15 protein-coding genes are annotated in these 20,790 nt (G+C 70.3%); 11 read left to right on the forward strand and 4 right to left on the reverse strand.

Annotated features, from left to right (window positions below; genetic code table 11):
- The first annotated feature begins 36 nt into the window (after positions 1 to 36).
- From OG522_RS13870 to OG522_RS13885, 4 genes are all read left to right on the forward strand, one after another.
- A complete protein-coding gene (locus tag OG522_RS13870; protein WP_329463285.1) occupies positions 37 to 1,428 on the forward strand; it encodes a class II fumarate hydratase in 1,392 nt (463 codons plus the stop codon).
- 55 nt (positions 1,429 to 1,483) lie between these two features.
- Complete coding sequence (gene fomD / locus OG522_RS13875; protein ID WP_329463287.1) at positions 1,484 to 2,161, forward strand: cytidylyl-2-hydroxypropylphosphonate hydrolase; 678 nt, start codon at positions 1,484 to 1,486, stop codon at positions 2,159 to 2,161.
- 298 nt (positions 2,162 to 2,459) lie between these two features.
- Positions 2,460 to 4,454 carry an ATP-binding SpoIIE family protein phosphatase gene (locus tag OG522_RS13880; protein ID WP_329463288.1) on the forward strand — a complete coding sequence of 665 codons (1,995 nt, stop codon included), beginning with the start codon at positions 2,460 to 2,462 and terminating at the stop codon, positions 4,452 to 4,454.
- 153 nt (positions 4,455 to 4,607) lie between these two features.
- A complete protein-coding gene (locus OG522_RS13885) occupies positions 4,608 to 6,065 on the forward strand; it encodes a catalase (protein WP_329463289.1) in 1,458 nt (485 codons plus the stop codon).
- Positions 6,066 to 6,131: 66 nt separating this feature from the next.
- Here OG522_RS13885 and OG522_RS13890 read toward each other — a convergent pair whose 3' ends face one another.
- Complete coding sequence (locus OG522_RS13890) at positions 6,132 to 8,417, reverse strand: transglycosylase domain-containing protein (protein ID WP_329463290.1); 2,286 nt, start codon at positions 8,415 to 8,417, stop codon at positions 6,132 to 6,134.
- Positions 8,418 to 8,687: 270 nt separating this feature from the next.
- Between OG522_RS13890 and OG522_RS13895 the strand changes: the two genes are divergently transcribed.
- The 4 genes from OG522_RS13895 (at position 8,688) to OG522_RS13910 (ending at position 14,229) form a co-directional block, all read left to right on the forward strand.
- Positions 8,688 to 10,562: an FtsX-like permease family protein gene (locus tag OG522_RS13895; RefSeq protein WP_329463291.1), complete on the forward strand. Its 1,875-nt coding sequence runs from the start codon at positions 8,688 to 8,690 to the stop codon at positions 10,560 to 10,562.
- Between the two features lie 126 nt (positions 10,563 to 10,688).
- On the forward strand, positions 10,689 to 11,213 hold the full coding sequence (locus OG522_RS13900; protein WP_329463292.1) for a PadR family transcriptional regulator: 525 nt from the start codon (positions 10,689 to 10,691) through the stop codon (positions 11,211 to 11,213).
- Positions 11,210 to 11,902 carry an ABC transporter ATP-binding protein gene (locus tag OG522_RS13905; protein ID WP_329463293.1) on the forward strand — a complete coding sequence of 231 codons (693 nt, stop codon included), beginning with the start codon at positions 11,210 to 11,212 and terminating at the stop codon, positions 11,900 to 11,902. The genes OG522_RS13900 and OG522_RS13905 overlap by 4 nt, the downstream gene beginning before the upstream one ends.
- Positions 11,899 to 14,229 carry an ABC transporter permease gene (locus tag OG522_RS13910; RefSeq protein WP_329463294.1) on the forward strand — a complete coding sequence of 777 codons (2,331 nt, stop codon included), beginning with the start codon at positions 11,899 to 11,901 and terminating at the stop codon, positions 14,227 to 14,229. Before OG522_RS13905 ends, OG522_RS13910 begins: the two co-directional genes overlap by 4 nt.
- A 112-nt stretch (positions 14,230 to 14,341) precedes the next feature.
- On the opposite strand, the gene OG522_RS13915 is transcribed toward OG522_RS13910, so the two are convergent.
- A complete protein-coding gene (locus OG522_RS13915) occupies positions 14,342 to 15,286 on the reverse strand; it encodes a hydrogen peroxide-inducible genes activator (RefSeq protein WP_329463295.1) in 945 nt (314 codons plus the stop codon).
- Between the two features lie 144 nt (positions 15,287 to 15,430).
- On the opposite strand from OG522_RS13915, the gene OG522_RS13920 reads away from it, so the two are divergent.
- The 3 genes from OG522_RS13920 to OG522_RS13930 all read left to right on the forward strand — a co-directional run bounded on the left by OG522_RS13920 (position 15,431) and on the right by OG522_RS13930 (position 18,320).
- A complete protein-coding gene (locus OG522_RS13920; protein ID WP_329463296.1) occupies positions 15,431 to 15,985 on the forward strand; it encodes a peroxiredoxin in 555 nt (184 codons plus the stop codon).
- Between the two features lie 3 nt (positions 15,986 to 15,988).
- Positions 15,989 to 16,522 carry an alkyl hydroperoxide reductase gene (locus OG522_RS13925; RefSeq protein ID WP_329463297.1) on the forward strand — a complete coding sequence of 178 codons (534 nt, stop codon included), beginning with the start codon at positions 15,989 to 15,991 and terminating at the stop codon, positions 16,520 to 16,522.
- A 145-nt stretch (positions 16,523 to 16,667) separates the two neighbouring features.
- The gene (locus OG522_RS13930) at positions 16,668 to 18,320 is read left to right on the forward strand and encodes an IS1182 family transposase (protein WP_329463298.1); all 1,653 of its coding nucleotides are present in this window, start codon (positions 16,668 to 16,670) and stop codon (positions 18,318 to 18,320) included.
- An 83-nt stretch (positions 18,321 to 18,403) separates the two neighbouring features.
- Here the strand turns inward: OG522_RS13930 and OG522_RS13935 are convergent, their stop codons facing one another.
- Positions 18,404 to 19,825, reverse strand: a complete 1,422-nt coding sequence (locus OG522_RS13935; protein ID WP_329463299.1) for an AI-2E family transporter — start codon at positions 19,823 to 19,825, stop codon at positions 18,404 to 18,406.
- A 174-nt stretch (positions 19,826 to 19,999) separates the two neighbouring features.
- Complete coding sequence (locus tag OG522_RS13940) at positions 20,000 to 20,707, reverse strand: transglycosylase SLT domain-containing protein (protein WP_329463300.1); 708 nt, start codon at positions 20,705 to 20,707, stop codon at positions 20,000 to 20,002.
- Between the last annotated feature and the right edge of the window lie 83 nt (positions 20,708 to 20,790).

A 20,790-nucleotide genomic window follows, 5' to 3' on the forward strand; every position in this document is an offset into this window, starting at 1 on the left:
GACAACTGCTCAACTTTGCGTGGAGGTTCAGCGAACATGAACGACAGCGAGTACCGGACCGAGCACGATTCGATGGGCGAGGTGCGGGTCCCCGCGCACGCCAAGTGGCGCGCCCAGACGCAGCGGGCGGTGGAGAACTTCCCCGTCTCGGGGCAGCGCCTGGAGCGCGCCCACATCGAGGCACTGGCCCGCGTCAAAGCGGCCGCCGCCAAGGTCAACGCCGGGCTCGGAGTGCTCGACAAGGACATCGCGGGCGCCGTCGAGGAAGCCGCCGACGAGGTGGCCGAGGGCCGCTGGGACGAGCACTTCCCGGTCGACGTCTTCCAGACCGGATCCGGCACCTCCTCGAACATGAACATGAACGAGGTCGTGGCGACGCTCGCCACCGAGAAGCTCGGCCGCGCCGTCCACCCCAACGACCACGTGAACGCCTCGCAGTCCTCCAACGACGTCTTCCCGTCCTCGATCCACATCGCCGCGACGGCCGCCGTCACCGCCGATCTGATGCCGGCGCTCGACCACCTGGCGACCGCCCTGGAGCGCAAGTCGGCCGAGTTCGCGGACGTGGTCAAGTCGGGGCGTACGCATCTCATGGACGCCACCCCCGTCACCCTGGGCCAGGAGTTCGGCGGCTATGCGGCGCAGGTGCGCTACGGCATCGAGCGGCTGCTCTCCTCGCTGCCGCGCCTGGCTGAACTCCCCTTGGGGGGCACGGCGGTCGGCACCGGCATCAACACCCCGCCCGGGTTCTCGGCGGCCGTGATCGCGGAAGTCGCGCGGACCACCGGCCTTCCCCTCACCGAGGCGCGGGACCACTTCGAGGCGCAGGGCGCGCGCGACGGCCTGGTGGAGACCAGCGGGCAGTTGCGCACCATCGCCGTCTCGCTCACGAAGATCGCCAACGATCTGCGCTGGATGGCGTCCGGACCGCGTACGGGTTTGGCCGAGATCAGTCTTCCCGACCTCCAGCCGGGTTCGTCGATCATGCCCGGAAAGGTCAATCCGGTCATTCCGGAGGCCGTTCTCATGGTCGCGGCCCAGGTCGTCGGCAACGACGCGACGGTCGCGACGGCGGGCGCGGGAGGCAACTTCGAGCTCAACGTGATGCTCCCGGTGATCGCCAAGAACCTCCTGGAGTCCATCCGGCTGCTCGCCAACGTCTCCCGCCTCCTTGCCGACCGCACCATCGACGGCGTCACAGCCCACGTGGAACGGGCCCGCGAGTACGCCGAGTCCTCCCCCTCCGTCGTCACCCCGCTCAACAAGTACATCGGCTACGAGGAGGCCGCGAAGGTCGCCAAGAAGTCCCTGGCCGAACGGAAGACCATTCGCGAGATCGTGCTCGAAGCGGGGTACGTCGAGCGCGGCGACCTGACGGTGCAGCAGCTGGACGAGGCCCTGGACGTGCTGCGGATGACCCGCCCGTAGGACCGGGTGATCCCCATCGCGGCGTGGCCTTGACCGCACTCCGTAATATCTGCACATGACAGGTACAGGAGGCGGTATCCGCCACTGGGCGCCGGGGGACCAGATCCTCTGGCGCTACCGCGACCACGCCCCTGGCCCCCAGGGGCACTTCCACATCTGCCGTCCGGTGACGGTCGTCCAGGACACCGACGAGATACTCGCGGTGTGGATGGCGCCCGGCACGCAGTGCGTGCGCCCGGTGCTAGCCGACGGCCGGCCCGTATACCGGGAACCGCTGGCCACCCGCTACACCGCGGCGCGCACCACGGAGCGTTCCCGGTGGTTCGGCAGCGGGGTGCTCAAGCTGGCGCGCCCCGGCGAGCCGTGGTCGGTGTGGCTCTTCTGGGACCGGGACTGGCACTTCAAGAACTGGTACGTGAACCTGGAGGAGCCGCGGCTGCGGTGGTCCGGCGGCATCGACTCCGCTGACCACTTCCTCGACATCTCCGTTCATCCGGACCGCAGTTGGCGCTGGCTGGACGAGGACGAGTTCGCCGAGGCGCAGCGGGTGGGTCTGATGGGCGCCGAGCAGGCCGCCCGGGTCCGGGAGGCCGGGCGCGCCGCGGTCGGGGTGATCAAGGCGTGGGGCCGGCCCTTCTCGGACGGCTGGGAGGCCTGGCGCCCCAACCCCCGGTGGCCCGTTCCCGCGCTCCCGGCGGACTGGGATCGCACTCCGGCGCATATGCGGTCGTGAGACCCTTGATGCGCCCCGGGGGTTCAAACGTAGGATCGTCCTCCGCAGGTCCCCTCCGAGGGGTCGGCAGCAGCAAACGGCAGTCCCGGTGCAAGAATTGACCGTATGTCACCACAGGGGGGTGGAGCATGCCCGGTGTCGACGCCGCCCGCAGGGGGCCCGTACCGCTGCTCCGCAAGAACTTGGGGAACGGTATACCGCGCGGAGCGACCGCATCGCGCATCCTTACCCTGTCGCTGCACCCGCCGCCGCTCGCGGCGGAGCGGATGTCTCATCCCGGACGGACGGAACCCGACGCGTGACGGAGCCTCAGCCCACCTCGCACGAGAGCCGGCGCAAGGATGTCGCCCGGCCCACCGAGCAGACGCTTCCCCAGGCCTTCCTGGAGCACGGGAGATCGCATGCGGCCGATGACACCCCGGCCGGCCGGAGCGGTGGCGTGAGCGCCTCCGTGCCCGGCCAGCCCGAGCGCGGCGGCCGGGACGCCGCGGCCGCCTCCGCCGTGCCCGCCGTGGCCGCACCCGATGTCCCCGGCCAGGGCGACGCGGGCCCGGCGGCTCCCGGTGACGCCGCCGCGGTGGCCCGCCGCGAGGGCGACCGGCTGCGCTTCGTGGGCGCGGCGACCCGCCGGATCGCCCGCGGCATCGATCTGGACGAGATCGTGCTCGGCCTGTGCCGGGCCACCGTGCCGACGTTCTCGGACGCCATCCTGGTGCATCTGCGCGACCCGCTGCCGGTGGGCGACGAGCGTCCGGTCACCCCCTTCGTGCTGCGTCTGCGCCGTACCGACCGGCTGCGTTTAGTGGATGAGGCGCTGAGCGACAGCGCCGAGGCGGAGGGCCTCACGCTGCTCGGCCCGGGTCCCGATCTGACCCCCGCCTCCGAGTTGTGCGAGGTGCGCACCGGCGGCGAACTCAACGAGGTACTGCGAGGAGTGCGGCCGGTCTTCGCCGAGTCCCCCGCCGTCCGCGCGGCGCTCGCCGAACTGCTCGGCCCGGACCGTACGGTGCCCGGCGGTCGACGAGCGATACTCGCGCCGCTCCGTGGCCGACGGCGGGTGATCGGCGCCGCCGTCTTCGTGCGCGGCCCCGAACGGCCCGCGTTCGAGGCCAACGACCTTCTGGTGGCAGCCCAGTTGGCCACCCACACCGCGCTCGGCATCGACAAGGCCGTGCTGTACGGGCGCGAGGCGTACATCGCCGACGAGCTCCAGCGCACCATGCTGCCCGACAGCCTCCCCCAGCCCACCGGTGTGCGGCTCGCCTCGCGCTACCTGCCCGCGGCCGAGACCGCCCGGGTCGGCGGCGACTGGTACGACGCGATCCCGCTGCCCGGCAGCCGGGTCGCCCTCGTCGTCGGCGACGTCATGGGCCACTCCATGACCTCCGCCGCGATCATGGGTCAGCTGCGCACCACCGCACAGACCCTGGCCGGCCTCGACCTGCCGCCCGCCGAGGTCCTGCACCATCTGGACGAGCAGGCCCAGCGGCTCGGCACCGACCGCATGGCGACCTGCCTGTACGCGGTGTACGACCCGGTCGCGCACCGCATCACCATCGCCAACGCCGGCCACCCGCCACCGGTGCTGCTGCACCTCGGCGGCCGCGCCGAGGTGCTGCGGGTGCCGCCGGGCGCCCCGATCGGGGTGGGCGGGGTCGACTTCGAGGCGGTCGAGCTGGACGCCCCGGCGGGTGCGACGCTGCTCCTGTACACCGACGGTCTGGTCGAGTCGCGGCTGCGCGACGTATGGACCGGCATCGAGCAGCTGCGGGAACGGCTCGCCGCGACCGCCCAGCTGACCGGCCCCGACCACTCGCCGCCGCTGGAGGCGCTCTGCGACGACGTGCTCGACATGCTCGGCCCCGGCGACCGCGACGACGACATCGCGCTGCTCGCCGCCCGTTTCGACGGGATCGCCCCGAGCGACGTGGCGTACTGGTTCCTCGACCCGGAGGAAACGGCCCCCGGCCGGGCCCGCCGACTCGCCCGCAGGGCCCTGGAGCGCTGGGGCCTGGAGGAGCTGACCGACTCGGTGGAGCTGCTCGTCAGCGAGGTCGTCACCAACGCCGTGCGGTACGCCGAGCGCCCGGTCACCCTCCGGCTGCTCAAGACCGACGTCCTGCGCTGCGAGGTCGGCGACGACTCTCCGCAACTGCCCCGCCAGCGCCGGGCCCGCGAGACGGACGAGGGCGGGCGCGGCCTGTTCCTGGTGAACCGCCTGGCCAGACGGTGGGGCGCGACCCGGCTCTCCGGCGGCAAGGTGGTCTGGTTCGAGCTGCCCACCCGCACATGACCGTCACCGAGCGCGGCCGGATCGCGCCATTCCGTAGCCATACTTGGACCAGGATTGGACCGGATCCAAATGTTGCCGACCCCCCGTCGGGGGAGTTGACTGGCGTCGTGGACGAAGCGACCTCATCAATTCCCTGACGACGGGAGGACGCTCGTGACCGACTCATCACAGGTCCCGTACACCACGACCAACACCGGTATTCCGGTGGAGAGCGACGAACACTCGCTCACCGTCGGGCCCGACGGTCCGATCCTGCTGCACGACCATTACCTCATCGAGAAGATGGCCCAGTTCAACCGGGAGCGGGTGCCGGAGCGGGTGGTGCACGCCAAGGGCTCCGGGGCGTACGGCACCTTCCGGGTGACCAACGACGTCAGCCAGTTCACGAAGGCGGACCTGTTCCAGCCCGGCAAACAGACCGAGATGCTGGCCCGCTTCTCGACGGTCGCCGGTGAGCAGGGTTCGCCCGACACATGGCGCGACCCGCGCGGCTTCGCGCTCAAGTTCTATACGGAGCACGGCAATTACGACATGGTGGGCAACAACACGCCCGTCTTCTTCGTCCGTGACACGATCAAGTTCCAGGACTTCATCCGCTCGCAGAAGCGCCACCCGGTGACCGGGCTGCGGAACAACGACATGCAGTGGGACTTCTGGACCCTGTCCCCCGAGTCGGCCCACCAGGTGGCCTGGCTGATGGGCGACCGCGGCATCCCCAAGACCTACCGCCACATGAACGGCTACTCCTCGCACACCTACATGTGGATCAACGGCGGCGGCGAGAAGTTCTGGGTCAAGTACCACCTGAAGACCGACCAGGGCATCGAGTTCTGGACCCAGGACGAGGCGGACGAGCTCGCGGGCAAGGACGCGGACCTGCACCGCCGCGACCTGTTCGAGTCCATCGAGTCGGGGAACGCGCCGAGCTGGACGATGTACGTCCAGGTCATGCCGTTCGAGGACGCGGCGGACTACCGCTTCAACGCCTTCGACCTGACCAAGGTGTGGCCGCACGGCGACTACCCGCTGATCGAGGTCGGCCGGATGACCCTGGACAGGAACCCGGAGGACTTCTTCGTCCACATCGAGCAGGCCGCCTTCGAGCCGTCCAACATGGTGCCCGGCATCGGCCCGTCGCCGGACAAGATGCTGCTCGGACGGCTGTTCTCCTACCCCGACACGCACCGCTACCGGATCGGTCCCAACTACGCGCAGCTGCCGCCCAACAGGCCGCACTCGCGGGTCGATTCGTACGCCAAGGACGGACCCATGCGGTACGAGCCGTCGCGCGCGGCCCGGCCGTACGCGCCCAACTCCTACGGCGGTCCGGCCGCCAGGGGGCAGTTCGGCGACCCGGCGGGCTGGCAGGTGGCGGGCGAGATGGTGCGCGAGGCCACCAAGCGCCACCGCGAGGACGACGACTGGGGCCAGCCCGGAACCCTGGTCCGCACGGTTTTGGACGACGCGGCGCGCGACCGTCTGGTGTCCAACGTGAGCGGGCACCTCAAGCAGGGCGTCAGCGGCCCGGTCCTGGAGCGGGCGTTCCAGTACTGGCGCAACATCGACAAGACGATCGGCGACCGGATCGCCGCCCAGGTGAAGGGCGGCTGACCTGGACGGCCGACGGCCCCCACCCCGGTCGGGGTGGGGGCCGTCGGCCTGCTGTGCCCGGTCGGGTCAGCCCGGGTTGAGGGGGTCGGCCGGCGGGCTGACGTCGACCGACCCGCTGGGCGTCGGACTCTTCGGCGGCTTCGGCTTGTGCGAGGTCGAGTTCGACGGCGATTTCGTGATGTCCGACGGGCCGCCCGACGGCGAGTTCGACGGACCGTGCGAAGCCGGGCTGTGGGACGCGCTGTGCGAGGGCGAGTTCGACGGCGGCCGCGCCGAGTTGGTCGGCGGCGTGTAGTCGGGCTGCACCGCCGCGCCCTGGTCGGTCTCCAGGTCGAACTTGTCGGTGCCGCCCTTGACCGCGTCGAAGGTGTACGCGGCCCATATGCGGGCCGGGATGGAGCCACCGTTGATACGGCCGTCCTCACCGGCGCCGTTGGTCATCGTGACCTGCCCGCCCTTGGGCACGGTCACGGTCTTGCCGTCGACGTTCACGGTGCGCGGCTCGGCGGCCTCGCCCCACAGTCCGACCGAGGTGACCAGGTCCGGGGTGTAGCCGGTGAACCAGGCCGACTTGTTGTCGTCGGAGGTTCCGGTCTTGCCGGCGACCTGCTTGTTGCCCCGGTTGTCCGCGGCGGCCACCGACTTCTGGGCCGTACCGTCGTCGACCACTCCGGTGAGCACCGAGGTCACGGCGTCCGCCGCGTCCCTGCTGATGACCTGGCTGCCGATCTGGTCCGGCTTGGTGTACTTGTGGTCCTTGTGCTCGGCCGACTTCACGATCGAGGGGATGACCTGCTTGCCGTGGTTGTCCAGCGTGGCGTACACGGCGGCCATCTGGAGCGGGCTCGCCCCGTAGGAGCCGAGCGTCATGGCGGGCACGGCCCGCTTGCCCTTGAGCGAGGTCATGCCCATCGCGACGGCGGTGTCGCGGACCTTGTCGAGGTGGGCGTCGACGCCCATCTGCGCGAAGACGGAGTTGACCGACTGGTTCATCGCGTCCTGGACGGTGATGGGCCCGTAGCTGTGGTCGTCCTCGTTCGGCGGGTTGAAGGGGATGTCGCTGCCCTTGACGGGCCGCTTGCTGTCACCGTCGTAGATGGTGTTCGCCTTGATCGGCTTGCCGTCCTGCGTCTCGGCGCCCTGGTTGAGGGCCGACGCCAGGATGATCGGCTTGAAGGTCGAGGCGGGCTGATACGTGTCGGTTCTCGCGTTGCTGAGCTGGTGCTTCATGAAGTCCTGGCCGCCGTAGAGCGCGACCACCGAGCCGGTCTTCGGGTCCACCGAGGCGGCGCCGGCCTGGAGGTCGGCGTCGACCTTGCGCTTCTTCGGGTCGAGCTTGCTGGTCAGCTGGTCCTTGACCGCGGCTTCGAGCAGCTTCTGCTTCGCGGGGTCGATGTTGAGCGTGATCGTCCAGCCGCCGGCTTCCAGCAGGCCGGCGTCCACGCCGTTGTTCTCCAGCTCCCGCTTCGCCGCGTCGACGAGGTAGCCGGTCTGGCCCTGCATGCCCGGGGCGACCTTGGCGTCATTGGGCGGCACGAACGCCGTCTTCGCCCGAGTCGCCGGGTCCAGCCACTTCATGCCGACCATGTTGTCGAGGGCCTTGTTGAAGCGCCCCTGCACCAGCTGCTTGCCGAGCGGGCCGGCCGTCTGCCAGTCGTACTGACTGGGGGCCTGGAGCAGCGCCGCGAGGTAGGTGCCCTCCGCCAGGGTGAGCTTGGAGACGTCCTTGCCGTAGTACGCCTGCGCCGCGGCCTGGATGCCGTACGCGCCCCGGCCGTAGTAGCTGGTGTTCATGTACCCGGCGAGGATCTCGTCCTTGCTGTAGCGCTGGTCGACCTTGAGGGAGATCACGATCTCCTTCAGCTTGCGGCTGACCGTCTGCTCCTGCGTCAGGTAGTTGTTCTTGACGTACTGCTGGGTGATGGTCGAGCCGCCCTGGGTGCCCTTGCCCATCAGGGTCTTCAGGATGCCGCGCGCGGTGCCCTTGAAGTCGACGCCCTGGTCGTCGTAGAAGGTCTTGTTCTCCAGCGCGACGAAGCTGTGCTGGATGTCCTTGGGCACCTTGTCGAGGGAGACCGTCTCGCGGTTGACCGATCCGGTGCGAGCGAGCACCTGGCCGTTGGAGAGCTTGTATACGTTGCTTTCCAGCTTGGCCTGGTCGTTGTCCTTGGGGATCGACACCATCAGGTAGATGGCGTAGAACCCGCCCATCGCGAGCAGGCAGAGCCCGAAGAACGCGCCGAGCATCTTCTTCCAGGTGAAGAACCGGCGTATGCCCTTCTTCTTCACCTTCTGCTGCTTGCCCCGGCGCGCTCCGCCCTGCCGGGCGCGCCGCTCTTCCGCTCGGCCCATAACCTCAGTCGCTCGCCTTCATATGACTCACCAGACTCGCCAGATCAGCTCAGAAAACTAACACCGCACCTATGGACAAAGCGGATTCGATCACGCCTTTTCCGTACGTGAGAATCAGCACCCGCCCCATGGGAACCGACGATTGAAACGCGCCAAGGGTTGCGAGAGTTTCCATTCCTGTCCCGATTTGCCCAGTAATGACATGATCACGGACAGCTATGCACCCGAGGTATACACAGCAGGTATACCTAGTGCGTATAGTGCTCTTCCATGAAGCGACGCCTCCACGACCTCGGCCTCGGCGCCCGGTTCGCCCTCACCGGCGGCCGCGAGGGCTGGGTCCGCACCCTGCTCACCGCGCTGGGGGTGGGCCTCGGCGTGGCCCTGCTGCTCGGGGCTGCGTCGGTGCCGCAGCTGATCGAGGAGCGCGCCACGCGCATCCACGCCCGGCAACCCTTCTCCGAGGGCTCGGACAAGAACACCGGCCACCTGAGGGCCTCGCTGCTGTACACCGACGCCGACACCGAGTACCACGACGACACCATCGGCGGAAGGATGCTGCGGTCCGCGAGCGCCTCCCCCACACTGCCGCCGGGCCTGACCGCGATACCCGCCCCCGGCACCATGGCCGCCTCCCCCGCCCTGCGCGACCTGCTCGCCTCCCCCGAGGGTGAACTCCTGCGCCGGCGGCTGCCGTACGAGATCACCCAGACCATCGGGGACGCGGGCCTGGTCGAACCCTCCGAGCTGTACTTCTACGCGGGCAGTGCCGCCCTCTCCACCGACAGCGGCGCCCTTGCGGCGGCCGGTTTCGGCAACATCGGCGAGGAGCGGCCGCTCGACCCGATGCTCGTCGTCCTCGTCGTCCTCATCTGCGTCGTGCTGCTGATGCCGGTCGCCGTCTTCATCGCGACCGCCGTACGGTTCGGCGGCGAGCGGCGCGACCGGCGGCTCGCGGCGCTGCGCCTGGTCGGCGCCGACGCCCGCACCACGCGCTGGATCGCGGGCGGCGAGGCCCTGGCCTCAGCGGTGCTCGGGCTCGCCGCCGGCACCCTGCTCTTCCTCGGCGGCGCCCGCGTCCTTGGCCCGCTCGGACTCTGGAGCTTCGGCTTCTTCCCCGGCGACCTCAGGCCCGAGCCCTGGCTGGCGCCGCTCGTCGCCGTCGCGGTACCCGCCCTGGCCGTCGGGGTGACCCTGGCCGCGATGCGCTCGGTCACCGTGGAGCCCCTCGGTGTCGTACGCGGCGGCCGGGCCCGGCGCCGCAGGCTGTGGTGGCGGCTGCTGCTGCCCGTGGCCGGCGGCCTCCTGCTCCTTGTCGCCCGGCGCCTGCACCTCCAGCCGAACGCGCTCGCCCCGGTCGCCATCGCCACCGGTGCCACCCTGGTCCTGCTCGGCCTGGTCACCCTGCTGCCCTGGCTGGTCGAGGCGGTGGTGGGCCGGCTGCGCGGCGGCCCGGTGCCCTGGCAACTGGCCGTGCGCAGGCTTCAGTTGAGCAGCGGTACGGCATCCCGCGCGGTCAGCGGCATCACGGTCGCGGTGGCCGGGTCGGTGGCGCTCCAGATGTACTCCGTCGGCATCCACGACGACTTCAACAAGGTGACGGGCGCCGACGCGAGCCGCGCCCAGTACACGGTCCTTGCCGAGTATCCGGACGTGAAGCTCGCCGAGAAGATGATCGACTCCTTCCGCACCACCCCCGGGGTGCGTCAGGTGATCGGCACCGTCACCAGCTATGTGACCCGGCCCGGGACGGTCGCGGACGGGGACATCCGGCCCACCACCCAGCTCACCCTGGGCGACTGCGCCACCTTGGCCGAGCTGGCCCGCGTCGGCTCCTGCCAGGACGGTGACACCTTCGTGGTGCACGCCTCGGGCGACGTGGAGCAGAACGCCTGGATGGACAGGACGGCGCGCCCCGGGCAGCCCGTCAACACCGCCGCCGACGGCGAACCCGGCGCCGCCGCCCGGCAGGTGCTGTGGACGCTGCCCGCCTCGGCACGCCAGGTCACCGCCCGCCCGGACCCCTCCGGTGAGGAGCGCCACGGCATCTACGTCACCCCCGGTGCCATCGACGCCGCCCTGCTCCAGGACGTGGCTCGCACCGAAGCCATGCTCAGCGTCGACCAGGGGCCGGCGCCGCCGTGATCGTCGCCGTGACCCTGCTGAGCCTGCCGGCCCTGTGGCGCGTGATGCGCCCCGACGGGCTGCGTACCGAGTAGTCACGAGCAACTCGCCATTCCCTTGGGTCAGTTGAGAAGAAAGGAAGGTCCCATGTCCATCGGCCACACCCTCCTCGGACTCCTTGAGTCGGGCCCGCGCCACGGGTACGACCTGAAGCGCGCCTTCGACGAGAAGTTCGGGCACGACCGTCCGCTGCACTACGGGCAGGTCTACTCGACCATGTCGCGGCTCCTGAAGAACGGCCTGGTCGAGGTCGACGGCGTGGAGGCGGGCGGTGGCCCCGAGCGGAAGCGGTACGCCATCACCGCCGCCGGCGTCACCGACGTCGAAACCTGGATCAGGCAGCCGGAGAAGCCCGAGCCCTATCTCCAGTCGACCCTCTACACCAAGGTCGTCCTCGCCCTGCTGACCGGCCGCGACGCGGCCGACGTCCTGGACACCCAGCGCGCCGAGCACCTGCGCCTGATGCGCGTGCTCACCGACCGCAAGCGCCGCGGCGACCTGACCGACCAACTGATCTGTGACCACGCCCTGTTCCATCTCGAAGCCGACCTGCGCTGGCTGGAACTGACCGCCGCCCGCCTCGTCCAGCTCGCCACGGAGGTACGTAAATGACGCCCGCCGGCTCCCTGCTCATCGCCCAGGACCTGCACAAGGCCTACGGCCCGACGCCCGCCCTGGACGGTGCCGAGTTCTCCATCCACGCCGGCGAGGTCGTCGCCGTGATGGGCCCCTCCGGCTCCGGCAAGTCCACGCTCCTGCACTGCCTTGCCGGGATCGTCACCCCGGACGCCGGGAAGATCCTCTACGACGGCCGTGAGCTGTCCGCCATGTCGGACGCCGAGCGCAGCGCGCTGCGCCGCACCGAGTTCGGTTTCGTCTTCCAATTCGGGCAGCTGGTACCGGAGTTGACCTGTGTGGAGAACGTGGCGCTGCCGCTGCGACTGACCGGGGTCAAGCGCAGGGAGGCCGAGCGCAGGTCGCTGGAGTGGATGGAGCGCCTGGAGGTCGCCGACATCGGGCACAAGCGCCCCGGTGAGGTATCGGGCGGGCAGGGCCAGCGGGTGGCCGTGGCCCGCTCGCTCGTGACCTCGCCGCGGGTCGTCTTCGCCGACGAGCCGACCGGCGCGCTCGACTCGCTCAACGGCGAGCGCGTCATGCAGCTCCTGACCGAGGCGGCCCGCTCGACCAACGCGGCGGTCGTGCTGGTCACCCACGAGGCCCGGGTCGCCGCCTACTCGGACCGCGAGATCGTCGTACGCGACGGGAAGTCCCGCGACATGATGCTGGAGCACTCCGTATGAGCCTGCTTCGCGACCTCGCCCTCGGCGCCCGGTTCGCCCTCTCCGGGGGGCGGGAGGGCTGGACGCGCACCCTGCTCACCGCGGTCGGCGTCGGCCTCGGGGTGGCGCTGCTGCTGGGCACCACGGCCCTGCCGGGCGCGCTGAACGCGCGCAACGCACGCGACAACGCCCGCAACGACTACGGGGCTTCCGTCAACAGCGGGCCCGCGGCGGACACCCTGCTGGTCGGGCGGGCCGAGACGCAGTTCCAGGGCTCGGACGTACGCGGCCGGCTGCTCCAGGCGGAGGGCGCGAAGCCGCCGCTGCCACCGGGCGTCGCGGCGATCCCGGCCCCCGGCACCATGGTGGCCTCCCCCGCGCTGCGCGACCTGCTCGCCTCGCCCGCCGGAAAGCTGCTGCGCGAGCGCATCCCGTACAAGATCACCTCGACCATCGCCGACCGCGGTCTGATGGGCCCGCACGAACTCGCCTACTACGCGGGCAGCGACATCCTCAAGCAGCGCATGAGCGAGGTGAGCGACCGCGGCGAGGTGCTGCGCGTCAACGGCTTCGTCGACAAGCAGCAGGAGAAGCTCGACCCGGTCCTCGCCCTGCTGATCGTGATCATCTTCGTGGTGCTGCTGATGCCGGTCGGCGTGTTCATCGCGGCCGCCGTACGGTTCGGCGGCGACCGGCGCGACCGGCGGCTCGCGGCGCTGCGCCTGGCGGGCGCCGACCGCCGGATGACCCGGTGGATCGCGGCCGGTGAGGCGCTGGCCGGAGCCGTGGTCGGGGTCGTGGTCGGTTCGCTGTTCTTCGCGATCGGCCGCCAGTACGTGGGCGAGGTCTCGATCGCGGGGCTCAACGTCTTCCCGTCCGACCTCGACCCGAGCCCGCTGCTCGCGGTGGGCGTGGCGCTCGCCGTGCCCGCCGCGGCCGTCGGGGTGACCCTGTTCGCGATGCGCTCGGTGGTCGTCGAACCCCTGGGCGTCGTGCGCACTTCGGTGCCGCGCCGACGGCGCATGTGGTGGCGGGTACTGCCGCCGCTCGCCGGACTCGGCCTGCTCGTTCCGCTGATGGGCCACGGCCGCGACCGGGGCAACTTCAACCAGGTCCAGGTGATCAGCGGCACCGTCCTGCTGCTCATCGGCGTGACCGCGCTGCTCCCCTGGCTGGTGGAGGCGGTCGTGCGCAGGCTCGGCGGGGGCTCGGTCGGCTGGCAACTGGCCGTCCGCAGGCTCCAGTTGACGTCCGGGTCGGCGGCCCGGATGGTGAACGGCATCGCGGTCGCGGTGGCCGGCGCGATCGCCCTTCAGATGCTCTTCGGCGCCATCGAGGGCGACTACGTCAAGTTGAGCGGCCAGGACACCAGCCGGGCCCAACTCGTCGTTCCGCTCGGCGATTCCACGCCGGCCGGCCAGTCCCGCGAGATCCGGGCCCTGAAGGACACCGAGGGGGTGGCCCATGCGGTGGTTCTCGGTTCGCTGAGCGCCGGCGACAAGGCCAAGGAGCCGGAGCGCTACACGCCCGTCACGATCGGCACCTGCGCCGACCTGAGCGAGGTCGCCACCCTGCCCGCCTGCAAGGACGGCGACACCTTCAACGCGACCGGCGGCGACTTCGACGCCGAGCGGTCCGCGAAGCCGGGCAGCACGCTGTACCTGGACCCGACCTTCGGCGGCCGCAGCACCCGGGGCGCGGAGCTCGCGTGGACCGTCCCGGCGAGCACGAGAAACGCCCCGGTCCGGCCCGACCCGCAGGGCGAGCGCCTCGGCGGCGTCCTGGTCACCCCCGGCGCGCTCCCCCAGGGGGCGAAGCTTCCGGCGCACACCACGGTGTACATCTCGACCACCCCGGGCGACGGCTTCGCCAAGGAGCGGGTGCTGAACACGGCCGCCAAGGCCGATCCGCTCAGCTCGGCGCGCTCGCTGACCGACGTCCGGACCAACGCCCGGTTCGCCGGGGTCCGCAAGGGCCTCTACATCGGGGCCGCGGCGGTGCTGATGCTGATCGGCGCGAGCCTGCTGGTCTCGATGCTGGAGCAGCTGCGCGAACGCAAGAAGCTGCTGTCCGCGCTTGTCGCCTTCGGCACCCGGCGCACCACCCTGAGCTGGTCGGTCCTGTGGCAGACCGCCGTGCCGGTCGCACTCGGCCTCACGCTCGCCGCGGGGGTGGGCCTCGGCCTGGGCTCGGTCCTGCTGAAGATGGTGGGCCGCACGGTGTCCGTCGACTGGGTCCCTGCGGTGTCGATGGTCGGCATCGGCGCGGGCGTGGTCATCCTGGTCACGGCGTTGTCGCTGCCTCCACTGTGGCGCCTGATGCGCCCGGACGGTCTGCGTACGGAGTAGTCGGCAGCGGTGGGCGCGGTCACCATCAAGTCCCGCGCGGGGGCCGCGCCGACCTTGGAGACCCACGGGGAGATCGGGGAGCGGAGGCCCGGAGGCAGCGCCCCCGGGCCCCTCACGCCGATACCCGTACCGGCAAATCCCGCAGAGCCCCGCGCAGAGCGGCGGCGAACTCCTCGAATTCGCCCTGGCGAGCCGCGCCCGTCCGCATCGCCAGGGCGACCGTGCGCGAGGGCGCCGGCTCCGCGAAGTACCCGGTGACCAGGCGGTCGTTGCGGCCCGTCTCGATCTCGACGGCGGTACGCGGCAGCAGCGTCACGCCGAGCCCGCCCGCCACGAGTTGGACCAGCGTGGACAGCCCCGCCGCGGTCGTCGTCACCGGCGCCCCCTCGGTCCGCCCGGCCTCCCGGCAGATGTCGAGCGCCTGGTCGCGCAGGCAGTGCCCCTCGTCGAGGAGCAGCAGATGCAGTTGGCGCAGCGCCTCGCGGGGGATGTCGGTGCGACCGCCGAGCCAGTGGTCGCGCGGGGTGACGAGCACGAAGTCCTCGTCGAACAAGGGGAGTTCACTCACTCCGGGCACACCGAGCGGAACGGCGAGCAGCAGCAGGTCCAGGCGCCCGGCGGCGAGTCCGTCGAGCAGTGAGGAGGTCTGCTCCTCGTGGACCTGGAGGTCGAGCTCGGGGTAGCGCTCGTGGACGAGCCGCAGCACGTCGGGCAGCAGATAGGGCGCGACCGTCGGGATCACCCCGAGCCGGAGCACCCCGGTGAACGGGGCGCGGACCGCCTCCGCCTCCTCCATCAGCTCGCCCACCGCGTCGAGCACCGCTTTCGCCCGCACCGCGAGCCGCTCGCCCGCCGGCGAGAGCAGCACCTTGCGCGTCGTACGCTCCAGGAGCTGGACGTCGAGTATTTCCTCCAGCGCCGAGACCGCCCCGGACAGGGCGGGCTGGCTCATGCCGATCGCCGCCGCCGCGTCGCGGAAGTGCAGGTGTTCCGCGACGGCAGCGAACGCGCGCAGCTGCGCCAGGCTGGGCTGCTTGCCCCTATTACCGCTGGCCACTGATAGGCACCTCCGATCATGCTGAGCCAGTCTAGCTATTTCCCTGATCAATGCCTCCTGTGCCAGGATCGGCAATCCGTCCAACCCCCTGGAAGCTTCCCGAATCCGCTCGAAACGGGACTTCCTTGTTTGCAAGGAGAGCGCGTGCTCACTGTTGGTGACCAGTTCCCCACGTACGACCTGACTGCCTGCGTGTCGCTGGAGAGCGGCAACGAGTTCCAGCAGATCGACCACAAGACCTACGAGGGCAAGTGGCGTGTGGTCTTCGCGTGGCCCAAGGACTTCACCTTCGTCTGCCCGACCGAGATCGCCGCGTTCGGCAAGCTGAACGACGAGTTCGCCGACCGCGACGCGCAGATCCTCGGCTTCTCCGGCGACTCCGAGTTCGTGCACCACGCCTGGCGCAAGGACCACCCGGACCTGACCGACCTGCCCTTCCCGATGCTGGCCGACTCGAAGCACGAGCTCATGCGAGACCTCGGCATCGAGGGCGAGGACGGCTTCGCCCAGCGCGCCGTCTTCATCGTCGACCCGAACAACGAGATCCAGTTCACGATGGTGACCGCCGGTTCCGTGGGCCGTAACCCCAAGGAGGTCCTGCGGGTCCTCGACGCCCTGCAGACCGACGAGCTGTGCCCGTGCAACTGGACCAAGGGCGAGAACACCCTGGACCCGGTCGCGCTGCTGGCCGGTGAGTAACCCATGTCCCTCGACGCGCTGAAGTCCGCCGTACCGGACTACGCCAAGGACCTGAAGCTGAACCTCGGCTCGGTCATCGGGAACTCCGACCTCCCGGCCCAGCAGCTGTGGGGCACGGTGCTCGCCACCGCCATCGCCTCGCGCAGCCCGATCGTGCTGCGCGAGCTGGAGCCCGAGGCGAAGGCCAACCTCTCTCCCGAGGCGTACACGGCCGCCAAGTCCGCCGCCGCGGTCATGGCGATGAACAACGTCTTCTACCGCACCCGCCACCTGCTCTCCGACCCGGAGTACGGCACGCTGCGGGCCGGTCTGCGGATGAACGTCATCGGCAACCCGGGCGTGGAGAAGGTCGACTTCGAGCTGTGGTCGCTCGCCGTCTCCGCGGTGAACGGCTGCGGCCAGTGCCTGGACTCGCACGAGCAGGTCCTGCGCAAGGCCGGCGTCGACCGCGAGACGATCCAGGAGGCCTTCAAGATCGCCGCGGTGATCCAGGCCGTGGGCGTCACGCTGGACTCCGAGGCCGTGCTGGCCCCGTAGTTCCCGTACGTACGCAACAAGCCAAGGGCCCCGCCGGCGCGATTCGACGCTGTTGGTTAATTCGGGGTCCTGCCTCGCGTGACGTCGGCCTTCAAGACCTTGTTGTGGTCTTGAAGGCCGACGTTGTCGTATGGGGAGGGTGTCGATGTCCATGCAGCCGAGGGAGCCGGGGAAGATCCCGGCGGAAACGGTGCGGGTGGCGCGGGCGGCCTTCCCGAAGGGGAGTCTGGCGATCCGGGTGAGGGACGAGTTAGGTGTCCTGTTCACCGATAAGCAGTTCGTGGGCCTGTTTGCGGCGCGGGGCAAGCCTGCCTGGTCACCGGGGCGCCTCGCGATGGTGCTGGTGCTGCAGTTTGTGGAGGGGCTGACCGACCGGCAGGCGGCCGAGGCGGTGCGGGCCCGGATCGACTGGAAGTACGCGCTGGCCCTGGAGCTGACCGATCCAGGCTTCGACTTTTCGGTGCTCTCAGAATTCCGGGACCGGCTGGTCAGCGCAGATGGTGGGTGGGCTGTGCTGGACGGCATCCTGGCCGCTGCCCGAGAGAAGAGGCTGCTGCGCGGCGGGGGCAAGGCGCGGACCGACTCCACGCATGTGCTGTCCTCGGCACGTGAGCTGAACTGGCTGGAGAGGGTGGGCGAGAGTCTGCGGGCGGCGCTGAACGCGGTAGCCCGCGCTGAGCCGGAATGGGTCGGCGCGCATGCGCTGCCGGAATGGTTCACGCACTACGCGTCACGGATCGAGGACTCGCGTTTCCCCAAGGCCCAGGCCAGGCGGGTCGAGGTAGGGCGCCGGATCGGCGCGGATGGCATGCGACTGCTGCGGATGGTCTGGACGGACGGTGCTCCGCCGGCGCTTCGGGTGCTGCCGGAGGCGGACTTCCTGCGGCAGCTGTGGGTCCAGTCCTTCCATCTGGTGGACGGGGAGGTGGAGCGGCGCGACCCAAAAGACCGGCCGCCGGGCGCGAAACGCCTGGTCACGCCCTATGACATCGAGGCGAGGGGCAGCGTCAAGCGCGACACCTTCCGGGACGGCTTCAAGGTCCATCTCACCGAGACGTGCGAGCCGGAGACGGTGCACCTGGTCACCGACGTGACCACCACCGCTGCCACCGTTCCCGACGACCGGATGGCCGCAGTGGTCCATTCCCGCCTCGCCGAACGGGACCTGCTGCCCGGCGAACACTGGGTCGATACCGGCTATGCCAACGCCGGCGCCCTGGCCGCCGCCCGACGTGATCACCAGGTCGCGCTGCATGGACCGCTGAAGTCCGTGACCGTCCCCCATGCCCGCGGCGAGGCCACCCACGGGCAGGACGCCTTCACCATCGACTGGGACAACCAGCACGTGACCTGCCCCAACGGCGTCACCAGCACGCAGTGGCACCAGCGCCGCTCCGAATACGGACTGCCGGTCATCCGGGTCCGCTTCTCACAGGCCACCTGCCGCACCTGCCCCCAGCTGCGGGGATGCGTCAACTCCCCGAAGGCCGAGCGCCGGGAGATCAACCTGCGGCCTCGTGACGAGTACGAGGCCCTCCAGCAGGCCCGAAAACTCCAGGAAACCGACGAGTGGAAGGCCCGCTACAAGATCCGCGCTGGGGTCGAGGGAACCATCTCGCAAGCAGTGCAAGCCTGTGGCCTGCGCAGATCGCGCTATCGCGGCCTGGCGAAGACCAGTCTTCAGCACCAGCTCACTGGCGCCGCCATCAACCTCATCCGCATCGATGCCTGGCTCACCGACAAGCCCCGCGCACGCACCCGGACCAGTCCCCTGGCAGCACTTCGCCCCGCCGCATAACGGCGGGGCGAAGAAGCAGGACCCGAATTAACCAACAGCGTCGTGCGATTCCGGCGGGGCCCTTCGGCGTTCGTGGGGCTGGGCTACTCGCGGTCCCCGGCCGGGACGGGCACCAGCTCCGCGGGCGGCGCCTCGCTCACCGGCAGCGCACTGCGCAGGGCGTTCTCGCGGGCGTACTGCCTGAGGTAGCCGACCACCGTGTTGGTGACGGCGACCAGCGGTACCGCGACCACCGCGCCGCCGATGCCTGCCACCAGGCCGCCGGCGGCCACCGAGAGGACGACCGCGAGCGGGTGCACCCGCACCGCGCGGCCCAGGATGAAGGGCTGTAGGACGTGGCCCTCGATCTGCTGGACGGCCAGCACCAGGACCAGCACCATGAGCGCGTTGAACACGCCGTCGGTGACGAGCGCGACCACCACCGCGAGCGCGCCCGAGATGACCGCGCCCACCAGCGGTATGAAGGCGAACAGGAAGATGAACACGGCGAGCGGCACCGCCATGGGCACGCCCAGGAAGTAGATGCCGACGCCGATGCAGATCGCGTCGATCAGAGCCACTATCACCGTGCCGCGCACATAGGCGGTGAGCGTACGCCAGGCCTTCGGGCCCGCGCCCGCGACGCCCGGCCGGGCTGCGGCCGGCACCAGCTTGAGGACCCACTGCCAGATCTTCGGGCCGTCGTACAGCAGGAAGAGCGTCGAGAACATCGCGAGCAGTATGCCGGTGAGCACCTCCACCAGGACGGTCACGCCCTGGAGTCCGGCCGAGGTGATCTCGTTGGTGTTGGCCCCGATGGTGTCGCTGAGGTTCTTGGCGACCTGGTTGATCTGGTCCTCGGTGACGTGGAACGGGCTGTTCAGCGCCCAGCGCTTGAGTTCCTCGATGCCGTCGCGCACCTTGCTGGACAGGTCGTCGAGGTTGTCCATGACCTGCCAGACCACGAACCAGCCGACGAGCCCCATGATCACGAACCCGGAGACCGCGGTGACCGCGGTGGCCAGGCCCCGCGGCAGGCCCATCCGCTTGAGCCGGGCCACCGTCGGCTGGAGCAGCGCGGTGATCAGCAGGGCCGCGACGAACGCGAGCACCACCAGGGCGACCGCGCTGATGATCTGAGTCAACACGTAGATGGTCCCGGCGAGCACCAGCAGCCGCCAGCCCACCTCGGCGGCGACCCGCATGCTCCACGGCACCGCGTCGACCGGATCGGGCCGGGCGGCGACCGCGGGCGCGTACGAGGGCGGCGGCGGTACGTGTTCGGGGGCCTGGCCGCCCGGCCCCTCCTCATCCACCGGCGCTTCGGCCGCAACCACCGGCGCGGCGGGCGGGGTTGCGGGCCGGGGCCCGGCCGCGGGAGGCGCGGGGGCGGGAGCCGGGGTGGCATCGGGTTCCGGACCGGCCCACGCGTCGACTTCCGCCTGCGCGCGGCGCTCGTCCAGGCGCTCTCCCATCCGGGTCAGTCCGGCGCCTAGCCGTCCGAGCAAACTGGGCACTGTCGACATGATCCCGCCGTTTCCCTTTTCCCCGACGCTGAGTCTCCCCACCGCTTCGTCCCCCCGAGCCGTTCGAACCTGACCGTACACGGGCGAAGCCCCGCACCGAAGGACGGTGCGGGGCTTCGAAAGGTTGAGCAGTTCCGGGCGGTATTTCGCGGCGCCCGGTGACCGGCCGTCAGGCTAGTACCAGCTGTTGGCCTGCCAGAACGACCAGGCGCCGCAGGGGCTGCCGTAGCGCTCGTTCATGTAGTTGAGGCCCCACTTTATCTGCGTGGCCGGGTTGGTCTGCCAGTCGTCGCCGGCGGAGCTCATCTTGGAGCCCGGCAGCGCCTGGACGAGACCGTAGGCACCGGAACCGCTGTTGGTGGCCTGGTAGTTCCAGCTCGACTCGTTGTTCACGATGTGGCTGAAGCACTGGAACTGGCCCGCGGGGACGATCTGGCGCGCGAGCGCCTGGACGTCGGAGACCGAGTAGGAGCTCTTGACCGCGAGGTTCGAGACGTCCCGGGCAGCCGAACGGCTGGCGGCCTGGGTCTCCAGGTCGCGGGCCTTGGCGTCCTTGTCGGCCTTGTCCTTGTCGGCGGCGTCCTTCTTGGCCTTGGCGTCCTGCGCGGCCTGAAGACGGGCGGCTTCCTCGGCGGACTTCTTCGCCGACGCACTCGCCTGTGCGGCCTGTGCGTCCGCCTGCTGCGTCAGGGACGCGGTCTGAACCTGGGCCTGCTGTCCTGCGGGGATGTCCGCCAGGAGCGTCGTATCGGCGGCGGTCGCCTCGAAGTTGTCGTTCGAAGCAGCGGCAGGGCTACCTGCGGCAACGCCGACGACGGCGCCTACGGTGGTGACCGCAGTGGCAGACGCCACCGCGAACCCCCGGACCGAGATCCGGCTCACACGGTTTCCTTCCAGCAGCGTCCACACGGGTGACCTCGCGGACGCAATCGTGCCCCTGGCTCTCTCCTCCCAACTACGGGGTC

The sequence above is a fragment of the Streptomyces sp. NBC_01431 genome, from assembly GCF_036231355.1.
Classification (GTDB): Bacteria; Actinomycetota; Actinomycetes; order Streptomycetales; family Streptomycetaceae; genus Streptomyces.

Bases quoted from the DNA above. Each gene is read 5' to 3' on its own strand.
- OG522_RS13910 (WP_329463294.1), top strand. From the start codon at position 11,899: ATGAGCCTGCTTCGCGACCTCGCCCTCGGCGCCCGGTTCGCCCTCTCC.
- OG522_RS13935 (WP_329463299.1), bottom strand. From the start codon at position 19,825: ATGTCGACAGTGCCCAGTTTGCTCGGACGGCTAGGCGCCGGACTGACC.
- OG522_RS13895 (WP_329463291.1), top strand. From the start codon at position 8,688: ATGAAGCGACGCCTCCACGACCTCGGCCTCGGCGCCCGGTTCGCCCTC.
- OG522_RS13930 (WP_329463298.1), top strand. From the start codon at position 16,668: ATGTCCATGCAGCCGAGGGAGCCGGGGAAGATCCCGGCGGAAACGGTG.
- OG522_RS13870 (WP_329463285.1), top strand. From the start codon at position 37: ATGAACGACAGCGAGTACCGGACCGAGCACGATTCGATGGGCGAGGTG.
- OG522_RS13905 (WP_329463293.1), top strand. From the start codon at position 11,210: ATGACGCCCGCCGGCTCCCTGCTCATCGCCCAGGACCTGCACAAGGCC.
- OG522_RS13890 (WP_329463290.1), bottom strand. From the start codon at position 8,417: ATGGGCCGAGCGGAAGAGCGGCGCGCCCGGCAGGGCGGAGCGCGCCGG.
- fomD (WP_329463287.1), top strand. From the start codon at position 1,484: ATGACAGGTACAGGAGGCGGTATCCGCCACTGGGCGCCGGGGGACCAG.
- OG522_RS13925 (WP_329463297.1), top strand. From the start codon at position 15,989: ATGTCCCTCGACGCGCTGAAGTCCGCCGTACCGGACTACGCCAAGGAC.
- OG522_RS13900 (WP_329463292.1), top strand. From the start codon at position 10,689: ATGTCCATCGGCCACACCCTCCTCGGACTCCTTGAGTCGGGCCCGCGC.